The 26,283-nt window shown below is 38.2% G+C and carries 14 protein-coding genes and 2 pseudogenes; 11 read left to right on the top strand and 5 right to left on the bottom strand.

The features are described from left to right. Nucleotides 1-1,175: 1,175 nt before the first annotated feature. A pseudogene (locus ACFIML_RS02535) lies at nucleotides 1,176-1,298 on the top strand (integrase); the annotation flags it as partial. Nucleotides 1,299-1,319: 21 nt separating this feature from the next. On the opposite strand, the gene ilvD reads toward ACFIML_RS02535, so the two are convergent. The 3 genes from ilvD to ACFIML_RS02520 all read right to left on the bottom strand — a co-directional run bounded on the left by ilvD (nucleotide 1,320) and on the right by ACFIML_RS02520 (nucleotide 4,835). Next, nucleotides 1,320-3,158 carry a dihydroxy-acid dehydratase gene (gene ilvD, locus ACFIML_RS02530; RefSeq protein WP_375607865.1) on the bottom strand — a complete coding sequence of 613 codons (1,839 nt, stop codon included), beginning with the start codon at nucleotides 3,156-3,158 and terminating at the stop codon, nucleotides 1,320-1,322. A gap of 967 nt (nucleotides 3,159-4,125) precedes the next feature. Further along, nucleotides 4,126-4,377 (bottom strand): DUF1150 family protein, encoded by a 252-nt coding sequence (locus ACFIML_RS02525; protein ID WP_375687300.1) that lies wholly within the window; start codon nucleotides 4,375-4,377, stop codon nucleotides 4,126-4,128. Between the two features lie 26 nt (nucleotides 4,378-4,403). Further along, nucleotides 4,404-4,835 carry an Hsp20 family protein gene (locus ACFIML_RS02520; RefSeq protein WP_375606171.1) on the bottom strand — a complete coding sequence of 144 codons (432 nt, stop codon included), beginning with the start codon at nucleotides 4,833-4,835 and terminating at the stop codon, nucleotides 4,404-4,406. A gap of 122 nt (nucleotides 4,836-4,957) precedes the next feature. On the opposite strand from ACFIML_RS02520, the gene nth reads away from it, so the two are divergent. The 10 genes from nth to ACFIML_RS02470 all read left to right on the top strand — a co-directional run bounded on the left by nth (nucleotide 4,958) and on the right by ACFIML_RS02470 (nucleotide 14,695). After that, entirely contained in the window at nucleotides 4,958-5,698 is a 741-nt protein-coding gene (gene nth, locus ACFIML_RS02515; protein ID WP_375606170.1) for an endonuclease III, read from the top strand. Between the two features lie 154 nt (nucleotides 5,699-5,852). Next, on the top strand, nucleotides 5,853-6,056 hold the full coding sequence (gene rpmI / locus ACFIML_RS02510) for a 50S ribosomal protein L35 (protein WP_183193590.1): 204 nt from the start codon (nucleotides 5,853-5,855) through the stop codon (nucleotides 6,054-6,056). A gap of 33 nt (nucleotides 6,057-6,089) precedes the next feature. Further along, entirely contained in the window at nucleotides 6,090-6,491 is a 402-nt protein-coding gene (rplT, locus tag ACFIML_RS02505; protein ID WP_012754515.1) for a 50S ribosomal protein L20, read from the top strand. A 94-nt stretch (nucleotides 6,492-6,585) separates the two neighbouring features. Next, complete coding sequence (gene pheS / locus ACFIML_RS02500; protein WP_375606169.1) at nucleotides 6,586-7,668, top strand: phenylalanine--tRNA ligase subunit alpha; 1,083 nt, start codon at nucleotides 6,586-6,588, stop codon at nucleotides 7,666-7,668. A 32-nt stretch (nucleotides 7,669-7,700) separates the two neighbouring features. Continuing rightward, complete coding sequence (pheT, locus tag ACFIML_RS02495; RefSeq protein WP_375687297.1) at nucleotides 7,701-10,115, top strand: phenylalanine--tRNA ligase subunit beta; 2,415 nt, start codon at nucleotides 7,701-7,703, stop codon at nucleotides 10,113-10,115. A 289-nt stretch (nucleotides 10,116-10,404) separates the two neighbouring features. Then, nucleotides 10,405-11,313: a metal ABC transporter substrate-binding protein gene (locus tag ACFIML_RS02490; RefSeq protein WP_375687295.1), complete on the top strand. Its 909-nt coding sequence runs from the start codon at nucleotides 10,405-10,407 to the stop codon at nucleotides 11,311-11,313. Further along, the gene (locus tag ACFIML_RS02485) at nucleotides 11,310-12,140 is read left to right on the top strand and encodes a manganese/iron ABC transporter ATP-binding protein (protein ID WP_375607867.1); all 831 of its coding nucleotides are present in this window, start codon (nucleotides 11,310-11,312) and stop codon (nucleotides 12,138-12,140) included. Before ACFIML_RS02490 ends, ACFIML_RS02485 begins: the two co-directional genes overlap by 4 nt. Beyond that, a complete protein-coding gene (locus ACFIML_RS02480; RefSeq protein ID WP_375606165.1) occupies nucleotides 12,137-13,003 on the top strand; it encodes a metal ABC transporter permease in 867 nt (288 codons plus the stop codon). Before ACFIML_RS02485 ends, ACFIML_RS02480 begins: the two co-directional genes overlap by 4 nt. Then, the gene (locus tag ACFIML_RS02475; protein ID WP_375610018.1) at nucleotides 13,000-13,905 is read left to right on the top strand and encodes a metal ABC transporter permease; all 906 of its coding nucleotides are present in this window, start codon (nucleotides 13,000-13,002) and stop codon (nucleotides 13,903-13,905) included. The genes ACFIML_RS02480 and ACFIML_RS02475 overlap by 4 nt, the downstream gene beginning before the upstream one ends. Nucleotides 13,906-14,308: 403 nt before the next feature. Beyond that, nucleotides 14,309-14,695, top strand: a complete 387-nt coding sequence (locus ACFIML_RS02470; RefSeq protein ID WP_375606163.1) for a YbaN family protein — start codon at nucleotides 14,309-14,311, stop codon at nucleotides 14,693-14,695. A gap of 1,483 nt (nucleotides 14,696-16,178) precedes the next feature. On the opposite strand, the gene pncB is transcribed toward ACFIML_RS02470, so the two are convergent. Both pncB and ACFIML_RS02460 read right to left on the bottom strand, forming a co-directional pair. Beyond that, entirely contained in the window at nucleotides 16,179-17,483 is a 1,305-nt protein-coding gene (pncB, locus tag ACFIML_RS02465; protein WP_375614910.1) for a nicotinate phosphoribosyltransferase, read from the bottom strand. A 132-nt stretch (nucleotides 17,484-17,615) separates the two neighbouring features. Further along, nucleotides 17,616-26,185: pseudogene (locus tag ACFIML_RS02460) on the bottom strand (GH36-type glycosyl hydrolase domain-containing protein). Nucleotides 26,186-26,283 lie beyond the last annotated feature (98 nt).

Genomic DNA, 26,283 nt, shown 5'->3' with positions numbered 1-26,283 from the left:
TTTGTTTACCTTATTCCTATTGCTTTTCTACGCAATATATTTTGATAAGTAGAATGCATCTAGAGGAAAAATCCTATGCATTATATTTCATATTTCCTTAGATCAATCTTGACGTTTATACAAAAAAATTGATCCACATCGATTCTTTTTACAAGACAATCATTTTTTGCAACGATTATCTTGAATTCTCCTCCACCTTGCCAACATGCATGTTTAATGAATTACGCTTTTTTACGCTCAATATTATCTTACTCATAGCAACAGCGTTGGTTTAAAGCTGTCTGTGTGTATCATACTACCCCATTTTGCATGATAAATTCACGTGCAATAGATTACGCTTTTTCTTTATATTTCAAATGATAAAGAACTCTTTTACTGTTTCCACATGAATCATATAATTAAGTATATCAATGATATTCTAATTGCATTTTATTTTCCTAAAAAAAGCTTTTGAAATCCTTCCCAACCTTAAACGACGAAGATTTCCACTCGAATTTGATCTGTAAACAGTCCCAATTCTAGCGGCTTCCTCTTAAGCTTCCCACTCATGTAATTAACTTACACAAGGACTTGACAAACAAGCCTAAGAATATTCACAACTCACGTTAAAAACACTTAAATGTTGAAAGCTTTCTTATATCCCACGTCTCAATGACAGTGTTTTATAGCCCAACAAAATAATATCACCAGTACAATAAATATCTTTCATAAGATGAGTAATAAGAGATCATAACCTTGCATAAAACTAGAATATGATATGAAAAGCGCTTGATACGACCTCACCTGTCTTACACAACTACTAAAAAAAATCCGCAGCAGCTTTTATAAATTTTATGCATCGCCTTTTAATCATACTTACGATAACTCAAAATATCCTGATAAGCTCATAAACTTATCCGCTTAGAATATCGTGCAAAAGATACCAAAAAATCTCTTAGAGGACTATCTTTCTTTTATAAGTCAATACATTGATTTATAATTAAAGTTTAGCGTTATTGAACTTGAATTAGCCCCCCCAAATATCGTAAGATTCTTTCATTTCAAGCCTGTTTATCTTAAACCAATCAAAATCACTTGCTTGCACATCACAAGCGGGATGAGTGTGTGGGAAAAACTATAATACAAATGCCTCTTATGAACCCCAAGGATTGTAGCAACATCCATGAGCTGGCAAAGTGTGTGATGGTGCCGGCTTGCTTCTTCTCAAGCGTAAAGATGGGGCTGTTCAATGGATTTATCGTTATACCATTCATAGGTACCGTCGCAAAATGCGCTTGGGAGCATTGAGAGATGTCTCTTAAAACGCATCCTTTATCTCATCAAATATTACGAACTGCACCCTTTGAAGCAGATGTGGTCATCGCTGCATAAGCTTTGAGAGCCTTTGAAATTTTACGCTGACGCTTCTCAACCGGTTGCCAAGCACCTTTTCCTTTTGCTTCCATCTTAGCACGACGCTGCCTCATTTCAATGTCATCAACCAATATATGAATGCTACGATTTGGAATATCAATTTCTATGATATCCCCCTCTTCTACCAACGCAATTTCTCCTCCTTCAGCAGCTTCTGGTGAAATATGTCCTATCGAGAGCCCTGAGCTCCCCCCTGAAAAACGTCCATCCGTAACAAGTGCACAAACCTTGCCCAATCCTTTAGATTTGAGATAACTCGTTGGATAGAGCATTTCTTGCATTCCAGGTCCACCACGAGGACCTTCATAACGGATTAAAACAATTTCACCTGTTTTAATCTTATCCGTTAATATAGCTGAAACAGCTGAATCTTGGCTTTCAAAAATTCTTGCTGGACCTTTAAAGGTTAAAATTGACTGATCAACACCTGCTGTCTTTACAATACAGCCATCTTTTGCAAGATTTCCATAAAGAACTGCCAATCCTCCATCTTGTGAATAAGCATGTTTCCTATCGCGAATCACACCTTTTTCACGATCAAGATCAAGAGTCTCATAGCGACTAGATTGGCTAAAAGCGGTTTGGGTTGGAATGCCACCTGGAGCAGCACGATAAAATGCACGAACTGTTGGTTCATTGGTTTGTTTTACATCCCAACGGTACAAAGCTTCTTTCATCGTTTTTGCGTGAACCGTATAAGTTGACGTATCAATGAGTCCCGCCGCATCCAATTCGCCTAAAAGCCCCATAATACCACCGGCACGATGAACATCTTCCATATGCACATTCGCAACAGAAGGAGCAACCTTGCATAAAACAGGAACACGACGTGAAAGATGATCAATATCCGTCATGGTAAAATCCACCTCACCTTCTTGCGCCGCTGCTAAAAGATGCAGTACTGTATTGGTTGATCCTCCCATGGCAATATCAACGGTCATTGCATTTTCAAAAGCCTTGCGTGAAGCAATAGAGCGTGGCAAAACTGTTTCATCATCTTCTTCATAATAACGCTTGACCAATGTAACAATCTGTTTTCCAGCTTCTTCAAAAAGCATCCGTCGATCTGCATGTGTTGCTAGCATTGATCCATTTCCGGGAAGCGAAAGCCCCAATGCTTCCGTTAAACAATTCATAGAGTTGGCCGTAAACATTCCTGAACAAGAACCACATGTAGGACAAGCAGCGCGCTCCATTTCAGCAACTTCTTCTTCTGAATTCTGTTCTGAAGCTGCTGCGACCATGGCATCAACCAAATCAACCATTAGATCTTGATCTTTCCATTTAATCTTACCTGCTTCCATAGGACCGCCTGAAACAAAGATTGTTGGAATATTCAACCGTAAAGCAGCCATTAACATACCAGGCGTAATTTTGTCACAATTAGAAATACAGACAAGTGCATCCGCACAATGTGCATTAACCATATACTCTACAGAATCAGCAATAATTTCGCGTGAAGGCAAAGAATAAAGCATTCCATCATGCCCCATCGCAATTCCATCATCTACAGCAATAGTGTTAAACTCTTTCGCAACACCACCAGCAACGGCTATCTGTTGTGCAACCAATTGCCCAAGATCCTTTAAATGGACATGTCCTGGTACAAATTGTGTAAAAGAATTCGCAATCGCAATAATGGGTTTACCAAAATCTGCATCTTTCATCCCTGTTGCACGCCAAAGACCGCGGGCTCCTGCCATATTACGCCCGTGAGTCGATATTCTTGAACGGTAAGAAGGCATTATTTTTTTCCCCTCAAATAATTCCATTTTTCTTGTTGTGCTGTAACTTCATTATAAAAACAAGAGCTTTAGTATTCAAAAGAGAAAAATACCTTGGACTGAGACATTTGAAGCACAAAATTAAAAGATTTGCATCAACTTCCTCATAAAGCTTTTGTTTTTTCTATTCCTTATCAATCAACATCTCATCTCTGCGTAACTCTATGTTTGAGAAAAATGTCAAGACGATTCAGTGCAGTATGAACTGTTCTAGATTTTTGTATGCCAGATTTGATGGCTATATTGCGTATATCTATTTGCGTAATTTCTGAAATTGGAAAGAATATAAAGGCATCGTGGTAAAAATCTATCATCTCCTTACAATTCAGCTTTACACCTTTCAAAAGCTTCCATAGTAATATCTTTTAAATAATGATGAGGCGCTGTCTCATACTTTTGTTTTTCACACTCTTCAATGGAGTTACCCCCTTAGGAAGAACAAAACACACCAAACAAAATACACTTGTATTGCCAATTTACGCATTCGTTTTAAAGAAACATTTCTCACTGCGCTCGAACTCAGTTCATGACAGCGCCCATAAAGGTATAACGGCCCTCGTGAATAATATAAACTTATGAGAAGCATCCTCACCACTTATGAAGAAGAAAACAAACACCATCATACATTTTACTCATCCCCAATGTTGCGAAGTCCTTGGCAATTAAGACAATTAAAAAGAGAGATTTTTATTCCTTTCTTCAAGTGTTTTTATCCACATGGCTCTCCTTGCTTATGACATCAAGCAAGTGACTTTAATTGTTTTAACATAAGAAGATCTCAAATGAGAGAACCTTATGATATTCGGGACTCTCATTCCAGTTGTAAAAAAATTAATTATGAATATAAATCAATGTCTTATATCATTATACCCTTTATGAGAAAAACGAATAGAATTTATAAAGAACTCCGTTTTTCTCGTAAGGAAATCTAGTGCAGAGTTACAATTTGTAGTTCATGCTCATTGGCTCCAGCAAGAGCGATAGAGCGTTCATCGGATAAAATGATAGGATAACCTGTTTCACCAAAGAGAGCCCATATGGTAATGCCTGGGGTCATTGGTGGAAGATCTGGAAAGTTTTTAGCCAAGTCATCTGTACAAACTTTTTTTAAATAGGCAATTTGTCCCGCATCAGAGTAGACTGTGTTCTGAAACGATAAGTTTTGTTTATGTTCTCCCATTTCACGGTTCCTTTACGCCTTAACTTTTATGACTCACCACTACTGACTTTAATTGGAATCTGTTTTATTTCTTTTTTTAATCTTGGTTGATACAGATTAATTGATAAAAGACCATTTTTCAACTCCGCATTTGTGACATGCATCCCTTCCGCAAGAATAAAGATTCGCTGGAATTGTCGCGCAGCTATACCGCGATATAAATATTGATGATTTTGGTTGTCTGTTTGTTTACCATGAATAACCAATTGATTATCATCGAGCAAAATATTAAGATGATTAATCTTAAATCCAGCAACAGCCAAAGTTATCCGGATATGATTTGCATCATCGTTTTTATGTAAACGTTCAATGTTATAGGCTGGGTAAGCTTCATCAGCTTTACCGATACGTTGCAATGTTTTTTCTACGGTTTCAAATCCTAAAAGAAAAGGATTGGAGAAAGGCGTCACATGTGTCATTCATGAGTATCCTCTTTGAAAAGCGGCGTTACTTGACCAAACTCTATACAAAGTGTTCGCTGCATTCCTCTCATATGGCGAGCGTAAATGATAACTTCAAGAGAGAAAATTAAGAGAGTTCAATGACTCAACGTACCATAAAATTATCAAAAGCGCGAAATTTATCTAGTATATTATATAATAAAGATGAAGTTGCAGAAATATTTCGCCGTTTTTCTGTGCAACGCCCAGCGCCTAAGAGTGATCTTATCTATACAAATATTTTTACGCTTTTGGTGGCAGTTGTACTTTCAGCTCAAGCGACAGATGTAAGCGTTAATAAAGCGACAAAAGAATTATTTCGCCTTGCTGATCAACCGGAAAAAATGGTTGCATTAGGGGAAGAAGAAATAGCACTTCATATCCGTTCAATCGGTCTTTGGCGAGCAAAAGCACGCAATATTTATGCACTTTGCAACTGTTTAATTAATCAATATGGCGGTCAAGTCCCTGATACGCGTGAAGCACTTATGTCCCTCCCTGGAGTGGGACGAAAAACGGCTAATGTTGTTTTGAATGTTGCTTTTGGTCAACCTACATTGGCAGTAGATACACATATTTTTCGCTTAAGCAATCGTCTTGGTTTAGCGCCTGGCAAAACACCAGAGATTGTCGAAAAAAAATTATTAAAGATTATACCGATCTATTATCTTCGTCATGCGCATCATTGGCTAATTTTACATGGACGCTATATTTGTCAAGCACGTCAAGCAAAATGTGCGCAATGCATTATTGCCGATTTATGTAAAGCCGCAAGCAAAACAAATGCTATTCCGGCACCTCTGGTTGAAATTCAAGGCAATGGAGCGCCCATTTTTTTATAATACGGTCTTGCTATTTTGTGTATACTAGCTTATGAGAACATTTTTGAAACCGCCCGGCAGGGCATGCCGTGGCTGTTTAAATGCTTGTTCAAGCGTTGGTCCGCTTGATCAAATAAAATGTTTGATTGAATCAATTAATGTATGGAGTAGCAAAATGCCCAAGATGAAGACCAAATCATCCGCTAAAAAGCGGTTTAAAATCACTGCGTCAGGCAAAATTAAAGTAGCAGCTGCTGGTAAGCGCCACGGCATGATTAAGCGTTCGAATAAATTTATTCGCGATGCACGTGGAACAATGGTTTTGTGTGAACAAGATGCTAAAAAAGTCATTCAGCATTATTTGCCGAATGGTATTTAAACCTTACGCTTTTGATTTTGAGGAGATTATAATATGGCTCGTGTGAAAAGAGGTGTGACAGCACACGCTAAGCACAAAAAAGTTCTTAAACAAGCTGAAGGCTTTTATGGTCGACGTAAAAATACCATTCGTGCTGCTAAAGCAGCAGTTGATCGTTCAAAGCAGTATGCTTATCGTGACCGCAAAAATAGAAAGCGTACTTTCCGTGCTTTGTGGATTCAGAGAATTAATGCGGCTGTTCGTGCAGAAGGTTTAACTTATGGACGTTTTATTGATGGCTTATCAAAAGCTGGTATTGAAGTTGATCGTAAGGTTCTTTCAGACATAGCAATCCACGAGGCGGAAGCATTTTCTGCTCTAGTCGCTTCAGCAAAAAAAGCTTTAGAATATTTAAAAGACACAACACCTAATGCTTTTGAAGGCGCTGTCAAGTAAGCCAGTCGTGTTCTCTTAAAGCATTTATTTATTCGAGGTCCCGTGCTGGCTATTGCGAGTGCGGGTTTTTCTTTATTAGAAAATAGGCAAAAATATGAATGATATTGAGCGTCTGGAACAAGAAATTTGTTTAGCCTTAGAGGCAGCAGGTGATGAACAAGCACTTGAAACAGTGCGTATTTCAGCATTGGGTAAAAAAGGTAGTATCTCTGAAAAATTAAAAGAATTAGGAAAAATGGATGCTGGCGAGCGCCATAAAGTTGGACCTGTTCTTAATGGATTAAAAAATCGCATTTTAGAATTATGGGCACAAAAGCGTGATCTTCTGAAAAGACAGGCACTGGATGCCCGTCTTTCTCGTGAAACAGTTGATGTTACCTTGCCTGTTCGCTCTTCACCTATAGAACGGGGACGCATTCATCCTATTTCACAAGTGATTGAGGAAATTATTGCCATTTATACGAAGTTGGGTTTTTCTCTTGCCGAAGGTCCAGATATTGAAACAGATTATTATAATTTTACAGCATTGAATTTTCCTGAAGGGCATCCAGCGCGTGAAATGCATGATACCTTCTTTTTTGATGTTGATAAAATGGGAGAGAGAAAATTATTGCGAACCCATACATCACCCGTACAAATTCGTACACTAGAAAAACAAAAAGCACCGATACGGATCATTATTCCTGGAAAAACTTACCGCATGGATTCGGATGCAACGCATTCTCCTATGTTCCATCAGGTAGAAGGTCTTGTCATTGATAAAACCTCCACCATTGCCCATATGATGTGGCTACATGAAACCTTTTGTAAAGAATTTTTTGAAGTTCCCTCTGTAAAAATGCGTTTTCGTCCCTCTTTTTTCCCTTTTACCGAACCATCTATGGAAGTGGATATTCAATGTGATCGTTCTGGTTCAGAAATAAAATTTGGTGAAGGACAGGGTTGGTTGGAAATTTTAGGATGCGGAATGGTGCATCCTCATGTGTTGAAAAATGTTGGTTTAGATCCCGATGAATATCAAGGCTTTGCATGGGGAATGGGCATTGATCGTATTGCCATGTTGAAATACGGTATGCCTGATTTGCGGGCTTTTTTTGATGCTGACCTGCGTTGGTTAGACCATTATGGCTTTCGTTGCTTTGATATGCCTGCTTTTTTTCCTAATAGAAATGTGTGATCTTAGTCATCGCTTTCATGTGAGGTTTTAAAATGAAGTTTACATTGTCCTGGTTAAAAGATCACTTAGAGACAAATGCATCTTTGGATGAAATTTGTGAAAAATTAACCGCTATCGGTCTTGAGGTTGATCACGTTGATGATCGGTCTTCTTTAAAAGGTTTTGTGATTGCAAAAGTTTTAACAGCAATAAAACATCCTGATGCCGATAAACTCCAGATTCTGTCCGTCGATACAGGAACTTCCACACCTGTTCAAGTTGTCTGTGGAGCACCAAATGCACGTGCAGGTCTTATTGGTGTTTTGGCATTACCAGGCACTTATATTCCAGGACTCGATGTGACATTATCTGTAGGAAAAATCCGCGGGGTTGAAAGTTTTGGGATGATGTGTTCGCAAGCAGAGCTTGAATTATCAAATGAGCATGACGGGATTATCGAACTTCCAGAAGATGCACCTATTGGAGATTCATTTGCAGCTTATGCTGGTTTAGATGATCCGATCATTGATATTGGTTTGACCCCCAATCGTTCCGATTGTACAGGTGTTCGCGGTATTGCCCGTGATCTTGCTGCCGTTGGAATTGGAAAATTAAAAGAATTGTCTTTACCAAAATTTGATACTGCTTTTGAAACACCACTTCATGTTTCTTTAGATTTTTTGCAAGATTCATCGTTATGCTTAGGCTTTGCTTGGCGTGAAGTACGCAATGTTCAAAATGGCGAATCACCACAGTGGATGCAACAACGTTTGAATGCAATTGGTTTGAGACCGATTAATGCGCTTGTTGATATGACCAATTACATCAGTTTTGACCTTGGTCGTCCACTCCATGTTTTTGATGCAGATAAAATTAAAGGTAATTTGTGTGTACGTTGCGCGCGTGAAGGAGAACAGCTTCAAGCACTGAATGGAAAAATCTATCATTTGAGCGCTAAGAATTGTGTCATTGCAGATGACGAGGGAATTGTTTCGATTGCCGGCATCATGGGCGGTGAAAGAACGAGTTGTGATGAAACAACACATCGCGTTATTATTGAATCGGCGCTTTGGGATGCGCAAAGCATTGCACAAACAGGAAGAGCATTAGGTCTTATCAGTGATGCACGTTATCGATTTGAACGAGGTGTTGATCCGGCTTTTATAGAAACAGGGCTTGAAACTGCAACAGAATTGGTCTTACGTCTTTGTGGTGGTGAAGTATCTAAAAAGAGGATCATCGGCTATCAGCAACAAGAAATCAAACAGATCGCTTTTCCTTTTTCTGAAATTAAACGTTTAACAAATTTGGAAATAGAACCTGAAAAAGTCAGCTCTATTTTAACAAAACTTGGATTTTTCGTTGAAGGAAAAGGAGATGTCGTTACGGTAAAAGTACCATCATGGCGCCCTGACATTATGGGTAAAGCCGATTTGGTGGAAGAGGTCATGAGAATTTATGGGTTAGATAAAATTAAACCTATTCCTTTGGAAAACTTTGCAGAAGGAAAAGATCAAATTTTAACATGCGCACAAATTCGTTCACGTGCTACACGTTTGGCTTTAGTACAACGTGGTATGAAAGAAGCGGTAACATGGTCTTTTATTTCTGAAAATCAAGCTCTTGCTTTTGGAGGAGGTCAAGAAGAGCTTAAATTAGTTAATCCTATTGCTGCTGATATGTCAGTAATGCGTCCTTCCCTTTTACCTGGTTTGATTATGGCGGCACAGAGAAATGCTGATCGTGGTTTTTCCGATCTTGCTTTGTTTGAAATATCCAGTATTTATGAAGGCGACGCCCCTGATAAACAACACAGTGTTGTTAGCGGAATTCGTCGCGGAACAGAGCAATTTAAAGGGGCTGGGCGTTTTTGGAATGGAAATGCAACAGTCGTTGATGTTTTTGATGCCAAAGCAGATGCTTTGGCTGTTTTAGAAGCATGCGATATAGATGTTGGGAAAGTGCAGATTGAAGTTGGGGCACCTGATTGGTATCATCCAGGTCGTTCAGGAGTCATAAAACTTGGATCAAAGATTATTCTTGGTTTTTTTGGTGTTCTTCATCCTGCTACATTAGAAACGTTAGATGTCAGTGGTCCTTTATGCGGCTTTGAAATTTTTCTAGATCGAATTCCAGAATCAAAGAAAAAAACGACTAAAAGCCGTCCTCCTTTGAAACTCTCACCTTTTCAAATGGTGCGGCGTGATTTTGCCTTTATAGCGGATAAAACTGTTGCCTCTTCTCTTATTATTCGTGCGGCAGGTGGAGCTGATAAAAAACTTATTCATTCAGTGCAGGTTTTTGATATTTTTGAAGATTTAAGCTTTGGTGAAGATAAAAAATCTGTCGCAATTGAAGTAACTATTCAGCCCATAGAACGGACTCTAACAGATGAAGATTTAGAAAAGCTTGCCTCAAAAATCGTGGATAATGTTACCAAAATGACAGGTGCATATTTGCGCTACTGAGTATTCTCATTTTTTATGAGATATTTTACATGAAGTGGGAGCTTGTTTGAGTACTCCCTTTTTGTTTAGCACTCAAGAGCTATAGAGCTTCTTGAAAGGGGATCTTATTACCAAAACAAGCTGCTTAAATCATCAGTTTTTTCAATATAAAAAAACTGTTTTTAAACATCTTGAAAAGTTATTTTTTCTCTTAATCATTCATTGCAAATGTAAAAGATAACTGCTATTGCTAAATGATAATGCAAATTATTTGCAATAAAAGAAGGCATATAAAGGAAAGAGAGCATCAATGAACATAAGAACATTTTTCACCATAGTTTTGGGAAGTGTTATTTTTTTTACACCCAATTTTGCTTTGTGTGCTGGTAAATTTAAAGCTGTTACGACATTTACTATCATTGCTGATATGGCGCGCAATGTAGCAGGTGATGCCGCTGATGTTGAATCCATTACAAAACCAGGTGCAGAAATTCATGAATATCAACCTACCCCACGCGATCTTATGCGTGCTCAAGGAGCTAACCTTGTATTGTGGAATGGTTTAGAGTTAGAGCTTTGGTTTGAAAAGTTTTTTCAAAATATCAAGGATGTTCCAAGTGTTGTTGTTTCAAAAGGTATTGTACCCATTAAAATTGGTGAGGGCCCTTTTAGCGGTAAACCCAATCCTCATGCGTGGATGTCACCGACCTCTGCTTTGATTTACGTTGATAATATTCGCGATGCTTTTGTAAAATATGACCCTGAACATGCTGAAATTTATAAAGAGAATGCTGAAATTTATAAACAGAAAATTCGTGCAACGATTGATCCAATTAGGGCTGAATTAGAAGCCGTACCGCAAGATAAGCGTTGGCTTGTGACCAGTGAGGGGGCTTTTAGCTATTTGGCGCGTGATTTTGATCTAAAAGAACTTTATTTATGGCCCATCAATGCTGACCAACAAGGAACACCACAGCAGGTCAAGCATGTTATTGATATGGTTCGCAAATACAATATTCATGCAGTTTTTTCTGAAAGCACTATTTCCCCTGCGCCTGCTAAGCAGGTTGCCAGAGAAACAGGGGCTAAATACGGTGGTGTTCTCTATGTTGATTCTCTGAGTGAGAAAAATGGTGAGGTCCCCACTTATATTGATTTATTACGTGTCACTAGTGGGCGTATTAGCAAGGCTCTAGCAGAGGGAGTAAAAAGCCAATGACGGAATGTGGAATATTTGCCCAAGGGGTAACGGTAACTTATCGTAATGGACATACAGCTTTACGCGAAGTGAATTTTGAAAGTCCAAAGGGTTCTATTACGGCATTGGTTGGTGTTAATGGATCCGGTAAGTCAACGTTATTTAAAGCGATTATGGGGTTTGTACGCCCCTCAAAGGGAAAAATTCGCATGTTTGATTTGCCCGTTGATGTAGCTTTGAAAAAAAATCTTATTGCTTATGTTCCTCAAAGTGAAGATGTCGATTGGAATTTTCCTGTCTTGGTTGAAGATGTTGTATTGATGGGGCGGTACGGTCATATGAATTTCTTTCGCTATGCCCGTACACAAGATTATGAAGCCGTTCGTATTGCTTTAGAACGTGTTGATATGCTGGCTTTTGCTAAGCGCCAAATTGGAGAACTTTCTGGTGGACAGAAAAAGCGTGTTTTTCTAGCACGCGCTCTTGCACAAAAAGCAAAAGCTATTTTATTAGATGAGCCGTTTACAGGGGTTGACGTTACAACAGAAGATAAAATCATTGCTTTGTTACAAGATCTTCGTAAAGAAGGAGCTGTGATCTTGGTTTCAACTCACAATTTGGGCTCTGTTCGTGAATTTTGTGATCATACGGTTTTAATAAAAGGAACAGTGTTAGCTTCCGGATTAACTGAAAAAATCTTTACAAAGCAAAATCTGGAAAAAACTTTTGGAGGGTCTTTGCACCACCATATTTTTGATCTTCAAAGCACAAAAAAAAATGATGTTTTCATGGGAAGAAAGCAGTCTGCAGTTTGTGAAGATATTGAAAGAGTGGAGCACGTTGCATGATTTCTTGGTTGCTTGAGCCACTGAGCTATCAATATATGGTGAATGCAATGTGGGTTTCTGGGTTAGTTGGGTGTGTTTGTGCCTTTCTTTCGGCTTTTTTGATGTTAAAAGGTTGGTCATTGATTGGTGATGCACTTTCCCATTCGATTGTTCCTGGTGTAGCAGGAGCTTACCTTTTAGGGTTACCTTTTTCACTCGGCGCTTTTTTTTCTGGTGGTCTTGCAGCAGCAGCAATGCTCTTTTTTAACCATCGAACAAAACTTAAAGAAGATACCATTATTGGGCTCATTTTTTCTTCCTTTTTTGCCTTTGGGTTATTTCTCAAATCATTAAAACCAATGGCTGTTAATATTGATACGATTGTTTTGGGAAATATTTTAGCAGTTAGTTCAACAGATATTCTACAATTGGCTTTTATCGGCTTTTTTTCTTTGCTTATATTGCTTTTGAAATGGAAAGATCTTCTTGTTTCATTATTTGATGAAACGCATGCGCACGCCATTGGATTAAACGTAAAGTTTTTAAAGATTCTCTTTTTCACATTGCTGGCCGCTTGTACGGTTGCTGCCATGCAAACCGTTGGAGCGTTCTTAGTCATTTGTCTTGTTGTGACACCTGGGGCAACAGCCTATCTTTTAAGTGATCGTTTCGTAAATGTCTTGATTATTGCAGTTATAATTGGAACATTCACAAGTGTCTTGGGTGTTTATGTAAGTTATTTTTTGAATGCGCAAACAGGTGGGGTTGTAGTACTTTTTCAAGCATTTTTATTTATTTTGGCTTTTATTTTTGCTCCTAAACACGGGTTTATTGCTGCACGCTTACGTATAAATGCGGCAAAAAAGGGTGTGATATTATCATGATTGATCAATTACTGCTTCCGTTTCAATTTTCTTTTATGCTTAAGGGTATGTTTATTGTCATGATTCTTTCTGTTCCAATGGCAATGCTTTCCTGCTTTCTTATCTTAAAAGGATGGGCACTGTTAGGCGATGCCATTTCCCATGCAGTTTTTCCCGGTGTTGTTGTTGGTTATATGACAACACCATGGGTAATTGCATTTTTAACTTCTTTGCCATTTGCTTGGATTCAGCATATGCGTCCCGAGAATATTACAATGACTTTGATTACTTGCGGTGCTTTTGTTGCAGGAATGGTGTGTGCACTATTAACGGGTTTTTTAGGAAGCAATAGCCGTATCAAACAGGACACGGTGATGGGTGTGGTCTTTTCTTCAATGTTTGGTTTGGGGCTTGTTTTAGCCACATCTATTTATAGTAGCTTAGATTTAAATCATATTCTATTTGGTAATCTCTTGGGTGTTAACTGGCTTGATATTACGCAGACAGCAATCATTTCTGCTATTGTCACTTTTATTTTAGCAGCAAAATGGCGCGACTTTATGCTGTATATTTTTGATACAGTTCAAGGACGTGCAATGGGTTTACCAATATCTCTACTCCACTATACCCTTCTAACAATGATTTCTCTTACAATTGTTGCGGCCTTGAAAGCTGTAGGTATCGTGCTCGTTATTTCTTTACTGATAGCACCAGGAGCAATTGCCTATCTTGTCACAAAGCGGTTTTCTTTTATGTTAATGATCGCAATACTTGTTGCAGCTTTTTCTGGTTTTTTAGGGATTTATCTCAGCTTATTTATCGGCTCTGACTCTGCTTCTACAATTGTGTTGATCTTGACGTTGATTTTTATGGCTACTTTCATGATGATTTTCTTTCGTCGAAGCACAGTTCAAGAGACTTGAAAGTGTTAAAATTCATGCATATCAGCCATGCATTTTTATGTATTGTTTCTCGTGCCTATTTTAGTTAGAGATTGGGTTGTTAGGTTATTTTTCCTCCTAATGCCTAGCAACTGAATGCAGTGTATATTCTCCCCCCCCCAAGACTGCATTTTAATTAAGAGGCTGCATTGATTTATTCTGCAGCCTTTTTATTTTTTTCTGAAACTTTTTCTCATTTCTTGAAATCATTTAAAATGATTATAATATTGTGTAAGCTATTCGGTATTTTCAAGGAACTTATAACAGCAAAGACACTTACGCATGAAGGGATAGAGCGTAATTGTACACTCAGACATGTAAACAGAAAAAAACAGATACAATGTTTTTGTATAGGGTTTTGCGTAGAGGAAAATAGTACGAGAAAATGAAAAAAGATTTGAAGATATCGCACCCTTTACGTATCTGCTATTATATAGCAGGGTGGGCGATGGTTATATTAGGTATTATCGGTGTCGTATTACCTATTATGCCAACTGTGCCTTTTTTATTGGTTTCCTCATGGTGTTTTACGCGTTCTTCTCCACGTTTTCATCAATGGTTGAATAATCATCGTATTTTTGGTCCCCCTATTAAGCGATGGGAAGAAAAAAAAGCAATCTCTCCATTCGTTAAAGTTTTTGCAATGATGAGTATGACAGGAGGATTTTTATCCTTTTTTGTAATGCTACACCCTCCTTTATGGATTTCTTTACTTGTTGCGGTTATATTATTGCTGATTGCCATTTATATTGTAACACGTCCATCTTATTAATGATAAAAAAGACTTTATGGGATACTCTTTTTAGCTTCGACTTATTTGTAAAAACTATGAGAACTTTTAAGTTTTGAATATAAGCTCTCCATTCCCAAAATGCATATGAAATAGCAAGCTTTTTGAACGCAATTAATTAATAATATGTCTGCGAAATAATTTTTATGAACAAAGAAAGTTGTTTATGAATACTCAAAATGTTCTTACTTGGTAAACAATGATAAATCACATTCATGGAAGAGAGTCATTATTTTTGTAAAGCATGTTTGTATGAATCTCTACATATACATCATTGAAAAGTCATTGATATGATAGTCATTTCTTTCTAAAAGACATTTCGTTTTTTTTCATATCTCTTAATGAGGATATAATACAAAGCTTACTAAACACCATCATTTTATACTTATACAGTTAAGAAGCCGGTCCATTATATCAATCTTTAATGTTACATCTGTTATTAACTGAAGAATAATTCATAAGAAACAACAGAGCTTTTCAAATTGTTTTATACATACACGCATTCTTATTATAATATGCGAATAAATAATTTCTCTGTCTTTGTATAAAGCTTATTCGAAATAAAAATATTATTGCATTCTCTGTTTTTTAATGAAGTCATGCCCATCACGTAAAACAAAAGGTCTCCCAAATCATGTTATTTACACATTTATTTTAATGAAACATCTCTCAACGCTTTACTCATTTCATAATAGCAGACCATACATGGATAAAGTAAAATCTCCTGTAAAGTGTATAAAATCTATTTGAGCACCATCATCCTTGCCTTTCAAAATGCACACCAATAGTCACCATGCTATTTGTCATCCTCCAATGTTGCCTTAGTAATTCCTAATGCTACAATTATAGCTTGTCATCTGGTTTTGTATATTTTGGCACTAGATTTTGTACCAATTTATTTTTTTCAAAGAGTTTAAAGGTGTTCTCAAAGGGTTTTGAAAGTCTTTTCTTATTTTTACTTATGGAAACGCACTTTTTTCTGATTTTCGGTCATTTTTGCAATTTTAGGTGTCAAAATCTATTTTGATAAAACGCGCATTTAATGTCTAAAATTGTACATAAAAACAACAAATTACCACGTATTCCTACTTAATCCAACCTCTTCCCACTTAGTATAAAACCTACTGTCAAACTACAACAATAACCCTTAGAACTTGAAAACCTTCATACATGCAAGGAGATGAGTGTGCTTGATTTAACAGGGTTAAAATGAGAAAATCTCCTTGGCTAAACTTCCTTGGCACGTTAAGTATTTTTTTAATGCGTCGTAAATACTTTTAAGTCTTATCTATCGCGCCTTATGTAAGTGAAGCGTATGCGTGGTAGGCCAAGTAGAATCTGCTCAAAAACAGCCGAACTGTTTACAGACCAGCAAAGGTTAAGAATCCTCATCCTTAGGGGAGGACAAAAATCAATCTTATAAACAATATGATGAGTCAATATACTTGTTTTAAAGAACCGGAAACTATGTCTTTATAGGTCCAGCAATTCGCTTTTTATTACCAAAAAAATTGAGATAACGTTGTACTTCTTTTGAATCACCGATCGTTTTTTTAGGATTATCTGAAAGTTTTACGGCTGGTCGACCATTGGCATAGGTCACCTTACAAACAAGGGAAAGAGCATCAAGTGTTGCAATTTCTTGAGGTGCACAACCCGCAAAGTCGTTGGTAAGATCAGTTCCCCATCCAAAACTCATGCGCACTCTTCCATGAAAGTGATGATAGGTTTTTTCGATTGTATTGACATCAAGAGCATCAGAAAAAATTAAAAGTTTTTCGCGTGGATCTTTTCCTTTTTCTTTCCACCATTGAATAATACGTTCGCCACCTTCAATAGGGGGTGCACTATCAGGTCTAAACCCCGTCCAATCTGCTACCCAATCTGGAGCATCGCGTAAAAATGCTTCTGTACCAAAGGTATCTGGTAAAACAATGAGAAGATTTCCACCATAATAACGGTTCCAATCTTGCAAAACTTGATACGGAGCTCTGCGTAATTCATCATCGTTGTTGCTAAGAGCAGCAATAACCATGGGCAATTCGTGAGCATTGGTTCCAAGAGCTTCTAAATCTGTATCCATGGCGAGAAGGACATTAGACGTTCCAGTAAAAGAATTACCAATGCCTTCTTTTAATGCTTCCACACACCAGCGCTGCCATAAAAAAGAATGGCGGCGCCTTGTCCCAAAGTCAGATATTTTAATATCAGGCAATTTTTTGAGACGTTCAACTTTACTCCACATTTTTGCTTTAGCACGCGCATAAAGTACATCAAGAGCAAAACGATCTAGTTTTTTGAGAGCAGCACGTGAACGTAATTCACTAATAATAGCAAGGGCAGGAATTTCCCACATGGAACTATGGGCCCAGGGTCCATGAAAATGAAGGATATATTGGCCATCTTTGCGGGTGAGTTCATATTCTGGAAGTTGAAAATTCTCAAGCCACTGAAGAAAATCCGGTTCAAAAATTTGTTTGCGTCCATAAAATGTATTACCAGAAAGCCAAATCATTTCTTTTTTTGTAAAGCGCAAACTAAGAGCATGATCAAGTTGGGCACGCAATTCACTCTCATCAATATCATCGGCAAGACGTATTGTTTTAGAGCGATTTATGAGGGAAAAAGTAACATTAACATTAGGATATAACCCCCAAATCATCTGCACCATTAGAAGCTTATAAAAATCCGTATCAAGAAGTGACCGAATAATGGGATCAAGTTTCCAAGTGTGATTGTAAACACGTCTAGCAATATCCGGATGATTCATAACCTTTTTCTTTCATTTTCATAAAATCTAAAACATTATGCACCAACACGGCTAATATAGGCGGTGCAATATAACAACTCTACAGTTTTGAACAAGAATAAAAAGTCTGCTCTCTTTTTTCATCTTTCATCTTTAAGATTTGACAATACGTATAATTTCATGCTGACCTGTTTTTTGTAACTTTATCCCTGTATGAAATTCGGTATATTCTTTGCTATTAACATAGAGCATATTTTTAGGTCCCCATTTTACTTTAATGCTATAAACGGCATCATAAAACTTCATTGTTGCTTCATATTTTGGCCAAATAGAGGGTAAATGTGGCTGCAAAAACAATAGGTCTCCCTGACGCTGTATTCCAAGAATCGCTTGTGTTGCGGCACGATAAAACCAACCAGCTGAACCTGTATACCAAGTCCAACCGCCTTGACCACATCGTGGTTCAACAGCATAAATATCTGCCGCCATCACATAAGGTTCAACACGATAAGTTTCAGGATCTTGTCCATGATTAATAGGGTTAATCGCGGAAAATAAAGCATAAGCTTCATCGTTTTGTCCCATTTCAGCCAATGCTAAAATACTCCAAATGGCACCATGCGTGTATTGACCACCATTTTCTCGAATTCCTGGAGGATAACCTTTTATATAACCAGGCTCGAGTGTACTTTTATCAAAAGGCGGCCAAAAAAGGCGAATGAATCCGCCTTTTTTATCATAGAGATGCTCCAACATTGATTTCATCGCTTGTTTTTGACGTTCAGGCGATGCCATTTGAGAAATGACAGCCCAAGATTGAGCAATGGTATCAATTTGACATTCATCATTGATTTTAGAGCCAAGAGGTGTTCCATCATCAAAATAACCACGTCGATACCAAGCACCATCCCAACCGTTTTTCTCTAGGGATTTTGTTAAACGTTCAAGATACGTACTCCATATTTGCATATGGCTGTTGTCACCACGTTTCTTTGCTAAAGAGATAAATGCTTGTAATGTGTACCCAAGAAACCATCCTAACCAAATGCTTTCGCCTTTTCCTTCCACACCCACCAAATTCATGCCATCATTCCAATCCCCACCTAACATAAGAGGGAGACCATGTGGTCCGCAGCGTTTAATGGCAAGGTCTAAAGCTAAAGCACAATGTTCATAAACTGTTGCAACCTTTGAGGATTGGGTGGGTTGAAAATAAGCATCCTGTTGCCCACTTTTGAGAACATCACCTTCAATAAAAGGAATGAGCGTATCAAGAAAGGCATCATCGCCAGTGGTATTGACATAAAAAGCTGTTGCATATGCAAGCCAAACGATATCATCAGAAATCCGCGTACGAACACCAGCATTTGTATCAGGCAACCACCAATGTTGCACATCCCCTTCAAGAAATTGGTGCGCTGCAGCATTTAACAATTGGTCATGAGCCAATTGTGGTTCCAGCAATAACAAAGACAAGCTATCTTGTAGCTGATCACGAAAGCCAAATGCACCACTCGCTTGGTAAAAGCCTGCGCGTGCCATGATGCGGCATGCATAAATTTGATAGGGAAGCCAGTGGTTGACCATAAGATTAAAAGAAGAGTCAGGTGTTTTGACTTGGAAAGGAGAAACAAAATCACTCCATTGTTGTTTTTGTTTTGTGAGCAGAATTTCAAAATCGCTTGCACGTGCTTGATCAAGTAGTTTTTCAGCTTCTTGCCTATTTTCAGCACTGCCAAGATAGAAGATGATTTCTTTTGTTTGCCCTGGCAAAAGATCAATATCATAGGCAAATGCTGAACAAGGATCACATCCTGCTGCAATGGTATTCGAAAGAGCACCAGCTTTATGGATCGCATTTGGATGTGTTACGGTTCCCGTTGCACCGATAAATTCAGCGCGATTGGTGGTCGTACTGGTTGGCATTTCGGAGGCTGATAAAAATGTAACTTGTTGAGATTTCTCGATGTGATAGGGATTTTGAATAAAATGCGCCCCCCATCTAGCCTCATAAGAGGAAACAATAAAGGGAGCATATTTTGTACGGACATTTCCCAAAACCCATTCAACATAATTATAAAGGCGTAAACTGCGTGGTTTTTTCCCTTCATTCGTAAGGATAAGACGTGAAAAGCGAATAGGTTTTTCAGGATCAAGTGTATGGGTCAGTTCTAATGCGATTTCTGAATGTGTTGATTTAAAAGTTGAGAATCCAAACCCATGACACGCCTCATAGACAATATTTTCGTCACATTCAACAGTAGAAACGGGTGAGAAACGTTTTAAAGACTGGCGATCAACCAAATAAAGTGCTTCTCCTGGTCGGTTAGACGTTGGATCATTCGCCCAAGGAGTTAGTTGATAATCGCGGCTATTGTTAGCCCAAGTAAAAATTGCACCTTCAGCAGAGACATGAAAACCAAACCTGTGATTAGCAATGACATTAATCCACGGATGCGGTGTATTGGTACGTCCATGAAGACGTATTACATAATGATTATGCTGATTAAAACCACCGTAACCATTCCAATATCTTAGATCTTCTCCATTTGGGAGAAAAGAGGATGGTTCTTGTTGGCTAATAAGACCAATGGAAGAAAAAAGATTTTGTTCAGTTTGTGTTGTAAATTGCTGTCCTTCGTTATATCTTGGCAAGTCTAATTGATCATAAGATTCTTGATAATTTTTATGAATTGTGAGATTAAAATCATTCTCATCAAGCCGTTTAAGTTGTTCAGATAAAGAGCCATTTTGGGCATCAAGAACGATACGCGCTGATGCAAGAAGCGTTTTAAAACTCTGTTCACTCATTTGATCGCGTCGAAGCATGAAAATATGTTGGCATCCATCTGCTTCTTGCGTGTGGCGACGATAAGATTCACAGACCCATTCAAGAGCACGTTGTGTATTTTGTATATAGGAAAATGCTTGTTCATTGAGAATGACCAAATCAACAATAAGACCGCGCATACGCCAATATTCGTGTGCTTTAAGAAGCTCACGCAGTACAGTTATATTTCCCTCGTTATTTAATCTAAGAAGACAGAGTGGATTGTCTCCTGAAATGGACATGGGCCAAAGATCAGACTGTTTTCCAAGCATTTTTGCTAATATTTCAGAAGGAAGACGCCATGTGCGGTCTGGATAGATAAGCGGTGTTGCATATTTTTGATAAACAATAGCTTCTTTAAGCTGAGTTCCACTCTGATACAGTGCAACTTGTGAGCGCGTCCATGCCATTGAAAGTTCTTTTTGAAACATATCAGGTTGTCGATAATGTTTAATATGATTATTTAGCGCTTCTTTTGTATGAGCAGCGAAAGTCCAAAAAATAAGTTCTGCTTTGCCATGGGCTGGAATTTGTACACAGCAGCGCAATGACATAATAGGATCTAGAACACAACCTTGACTGTTACTAAAACGAGTATTTTGGTCAAATGCAGCGGGACGATGAATAGATCGCCCCCGACCAATAAACAGAGAGCGATCTGTTTCAGCTTCTGTCTCTTGGAGAGTATCTGTTGTACTAGAAACAAAATGAGCAATATGAATATCAGGGTCGCTAGGTGAGCGTTTACGCCTTTTGGCAAAAATTGTTTTGCCTTCCTCAGCAGTTTCTGTCTCTATAAACATACGAGAAAAAACAGGATGAGCACTATCTACGTCCATTGTTGCGAGTGCCAGTTCACCATAAGAAGTAACTTCAATAAGACAATCTTTATGTGTCGTATTCATCAGTTGAAGACGTCTCCCTTCGCCACATCCTTCAGATGTAATAAGACATTCAAGTGTTGATTTAATACCATCAACTATTTTTGTATATTCAGCCTTTTCATCTGTAAAAATGCTGACAGCTTCTTCTTCAATAACGCGTGTTGGTTCACCAGTAACAGACCACCAGCGTCCACTATGCGTATCACGTAGAAATAATAAAGTACCTTGTTGATCTTCTGTTGCATCAGGAATAAAGCGCGTAATCGCATAATCGTGCCAACGGCTGTAACCAGAACCATTAGCTGTTAACATGGTAGAATAAGAGCCATTAGACAAAAGCAAAGTTGCTCGTGGTTTGAGCAACGGATTTTTAATAATACGCAAAAGGGCAGCGTCAAATGCTTGAGACTTATTGCGCATACGATTAACAGCTTTGGTATGAATAATAGGAATGAGATGAGGCGCTCTTTCCTGTAAGAGCAATTGTGTTGCTTCAATAACGGGATCTCTGTGAAAACGATCACGCATTCGCCCTTGAAAAATAACATTGTTAAGAGCAAGGATAGACATGCCATGATGGTGCGCATAATAATTGCGTACAATGGCGTATTTTTCCCCTATCTTCACGCGTGAAGGAGTAAAATCAATAGAGTCATAATAACCATATGTCCCTAAAGCTCCAAGATCACGGAGTCGTTTTAAATTAGCGACAGCGCAAGAAGGTGCATATTGTGCCGCTAGAAGACTGGCATAGGGAGCAATGACAGCATTGCGTGAGAGTCCACGTTGGAGGCCGAGACTTGGAACACCAAAATGAGCATATTGATAGTTCATTAAATGATCGCGAGCATTAAATGCGGCCTCTGAAATACCCCATGGCAATTCTCGTTTATGGGCATATTGTATTTGACATCGAATAATTAATCGATTTGTTTGATCTAGTAGAGATCCTAACGGTTCATGCATCACAAGAGAGGGCATAAGGTATTCAAACATGGAACCAGACCATGATAGGAGTGCACCTTTCCAACCTATCGGTACAAGGAGTCGACCAAGATGAAACCAATGTTTAAGTTTTATATCTCCCTTTGCGATAGCAAAAAAGCTTGCAAGACGTGCTTCTGAAGCAAGCAGATCATAACAATTTTCATCGAGTTTGTTTTCTTGCACACGATATCCAATGGATAAAAGGTGCCGTTTAGGCTGTTCTAAAAAGTCAAATTCCATCTCAAAGGCTATTTGCCGTGCTGCTATAGCCAACTGGTTTAGTTTTTTACATAATTTTTCAGTATCACAATTATCAGTAGCATCATGATGATGAGCGTTGCAGGTGTCGAGAAGGCATTTAGCCCAAGAGAGCGCACGAGCAGATTCTATCGTTTGAATTTTTTGATCAAATTCACCGACTAAGTGCACAATATCGTGGGCTACCTGTGAAAGGTTCATGATGTGAGAAGGGATCGTATTTTCTTGTTCTATAAAAGTGAAGACAGAGTCATGAAAACGAGTGATTTTTTCTTCGATTCTTTGGCGTAAAGGGCGTAAACTGAATTGATGATCTGGAATTTCTTTGACAGTCTCATCAAGAATAGTACAAACATCCAATAAGCCTTCTCGGTCACTTTGAAAAAAAATATGAGGTTTTTCAGCCCATTCACTTAAAGCAGAAGAGAGTGTTACCAAATGACCGGCAAGGTTTCCTGAATCAACGGTTGATACATAAGTAGGTAAAAGAGGTCTGAGTGTATCCGTTTCATACCAATTATAGAGATGACCACGAAACTTTTCCATTTTTGCAAGAGAGCGTAATGTACATTCAATACGGGTGATGGTCTCTTCAACACCAATCCAACCAAAATCACGTGCTGCAATAATAGAAAGGAGATAAACCCCGATATTCGTAGGAGATGTACGTTGAGCTATAAGAGGTTCAGGATCTTCTTGAAAATTATCAGGAGGCAAATAGTTGTTTTGTGCATTGACAAAAGTTCCATAATAAAGCCATGTCCGCCGTGCAATAGAACGGAGTTTTTTTTCATCTTTTGAAGAAAGATAAAGGCTATCTTGAAAGGTTGAAGGTTGACTCACAATCCAAGCAATGAAGGGTGAAAAAAACCATGCTATCCCAAAAGGCAAAGCAACCAAGCTTGCAAAACTATCAGAAAAAAGGGGGAGTGCTATAGTAAGAATACCAATAAGCGATGCTGGTGCCATTGTAAAAACATAGAAACGCAAACTATTGGGTATTGATTTTGTTGCGGCAGAAGTTTTCCATTCAAGAAGATGCTGTTTTGAAATCGTCATACGATAGAGTGTACGAATAATCGCATCGGTCATAAAATACGCCGAATGCGCAAGAAACGTCGTTTTAAGAAATATATCAGCGCTTGTAAGAGCAATTTTGTTCAAAATTAATTGAAAATGTCCACGCAAAGAATGATCTATATTGGATGAGACAAACGTTTTTAATACACATAGAATGGGTGAAATGAAGGAGCTAAACAACAAGAATAGTTGCCAGACGATTGCACTCTTTAATGGCAAAAGAGTCCAGCCTGAAAATGCTGCGATTAACCACATAAGTGGCATGAGAGAACGACGTAAATTATCCTGCATTTTCCAACGCGTTACAAAGCTTATTTGACGAGGAAAAAAAAGATAAGGTAAAAGTTGCCAATCACCGCGGATCCAGCGATGATACCGCATAACATCAATATTATAAGCTGTCGGATAATCTTCAACAATTTCTACGCTACTTACAAAAGCAGTACGAGCATATCCTCCTTCTAAGAGATCATGACTGAGAACAGTATTTTCTTTAATTTTGCCGTAAAGTGCTCGTTCAAATGCATCAATATTATAAAGCCCTTTACCGATAAAGGTGCCTTCTCCTAAAAGATCTTGATACGTATCAAAAACAGCAAAAACATAAGGATCAATACCACGGTTGGTAGAAAAAACGCGTTGGAGAATTGATGTTTTTTTTTCTGTTGTAAGAGAAGGAATAATGCGTGGTTGTAAAATGCTATAGCCCTTTACAACCTTTCCACTTTGTGGATCAAAAATGGGATGATTGAGTGGATGGTTAAGCTTTCCAACAAGTTGTGTGACGCTCTCTGGAGTAAGACGTGTATCACAATCCAGAGTCATAACAAAACGGCAATCCATAGGAAGACGTGGATTGGGAGGATAAAAGCTCGTGTTTTTATCGCCTCTTAAGAGTCGATTGAGTTCATGAAGTTTTCCTCGCTTTCGTTCCCATCCCATCCAACATTTTTCGCTTGTATTATAAAGGCGTCGGCGATGTAAAAGGAAAAAAAGCGGAAGTTCATCACGATGATAACGACTATTGAGTTTATCAATACTCTTTTGCGCATAGTGTAATAAATCAAGATCATCTTGCGTTTCTCTTAATGGAGCATCCACCCAATCTGTAATGAGTGCAAAATGAATGGCACCTTTAGGATTGGAAAGATAGTGCACTTCAAGATTGCGCACTTGTTCATCAATATCATCGCGTGATGTCATCAAAGTAGGTACAACAACCATTGTCCGCGCATATCCCGGAATACCTTCTTTATATTCATAACCAATGAGTTGTTTTGATGGGACAAACCAAGAAACAACAGTGTTAAATAAAGCAAAAGCAGCATCGATAGCAGGAAAAAGCGCCAATACAGTAAAGCAAAAAGACATCCATTGTGTCATGCCAGACACTTGTAAAAAAACGTAAATTACAAGCAAAAGAGCAAGCGTTAGAAAAGAAACAGGAACGGCCATGACTCTCAATTTTGAGCAACAGGAAGCGCGTGTCCATTTTATGAGAAAGGGCGGAATATATCCACAAGCCTTTTCAAATATACCACAACCATCATCAACAAGGTACCACCCCACACAAGAATGATGAGGCATATCTTTAGAAGTGGAATTTGCCATTTCTACAACTTTATGTGCAACTTCCAGTTCACTAAGAGGTGAAAAGCGTGAAACTTTTTCAATGACTTGTCGATAAATATTGCGTGAGTGAGCATCAATTTCAGAAAAATCACTATTTTTACGCAAAATAGAATCAACACAACTCACTGTTTCAAACCATGCTGTCCAATCAACATCATCTATAGCTTTAAGAGCACTGATAATATTACCCATGGTCACACCATCTGCTGCTTGTCGGGTGTGTTCATCGGCTGTTGCAATCTCTAAGCTACTGCCTTGGCTTTCCAATTGTTTTTCAAGCCAAGTTAATGCTACGGTTGAATCAATAGATGCACTGCGCAAACGATAAAATAAATGCGCTGAAAAGGTTGGATCAATAGTAAGTGGTTGATACTGCGTAAAAATAGAATGGAGTTTTGGTTTATTTTCTACAAGAGAAATTTTATCAGCCACTTGACTAGCAAGATGACGCATACGCCGCGCTTTTTCAATACGGACTGAAAGACGACGGACATTTTCAATGAGCAGCATCTGCATCACAGAAGGAAGAGCCCACAATTCACCAATTGTGAGCGCACAAACTTCTTGAAATCCATTAATCATAGCAGTCAGTGTTTCTTGTGAAAAACTACTATCAGTATGCGCGATATAAAGCCAAGTTAAAATAAAAATTCGTGGCATTCCTGCTTTTTGTCTAGAAAGAGGAAGTTGCTTTATAAAGGACTTGGGGAGGTTACGGCGTAGCTGTTGTATGGTTTTATCAATGGCGTAATAATTATCAATGAGCCATTGAGCAGACGGTGCGATGGTCTCATCATTTTGGGCAGCAAAATCACTGGTATGAAAGGCATGAAGAATAAGTTTAGCACTTTCATTCAATCTCTTGCGAAAATCTTCTACTCCCTCATATTCAGGGAGTAAAACTTCTTTACCAGAAGCTATATCATGCCCTAAATTATAAAGATCTTCCTGTACTTTATAAATTGCACGAAGAGGAAAATCCGTATTAGTAAAATGATCTTTTCTCTCTGTTTGAGAAAAAAGTATTTTATGAAGGATATTATGCACGCCATGTCCCATTGTTATTTAATTACATCGTTTTTTATTTAAATTGTAAGCATTTTATCTGAATAGTGAACCGTTGATAGACAAAAAAACAAACTTTTTGTTT

The sequence above is a fragment of the Bartonella sp. AC62GZZY genome (assembly GCF_042196525.1).
GTDB lineage: Bacteria > Pseudomonadota > Alphaproteobacteria > Rhizobiales > Rhizobiaceae > Bartonella.
The sequence above is the reverse complement of the archived record's forward strand: the minus strand, read 5'-3'. Positions and strand labels throughout refer to the sequence as shown.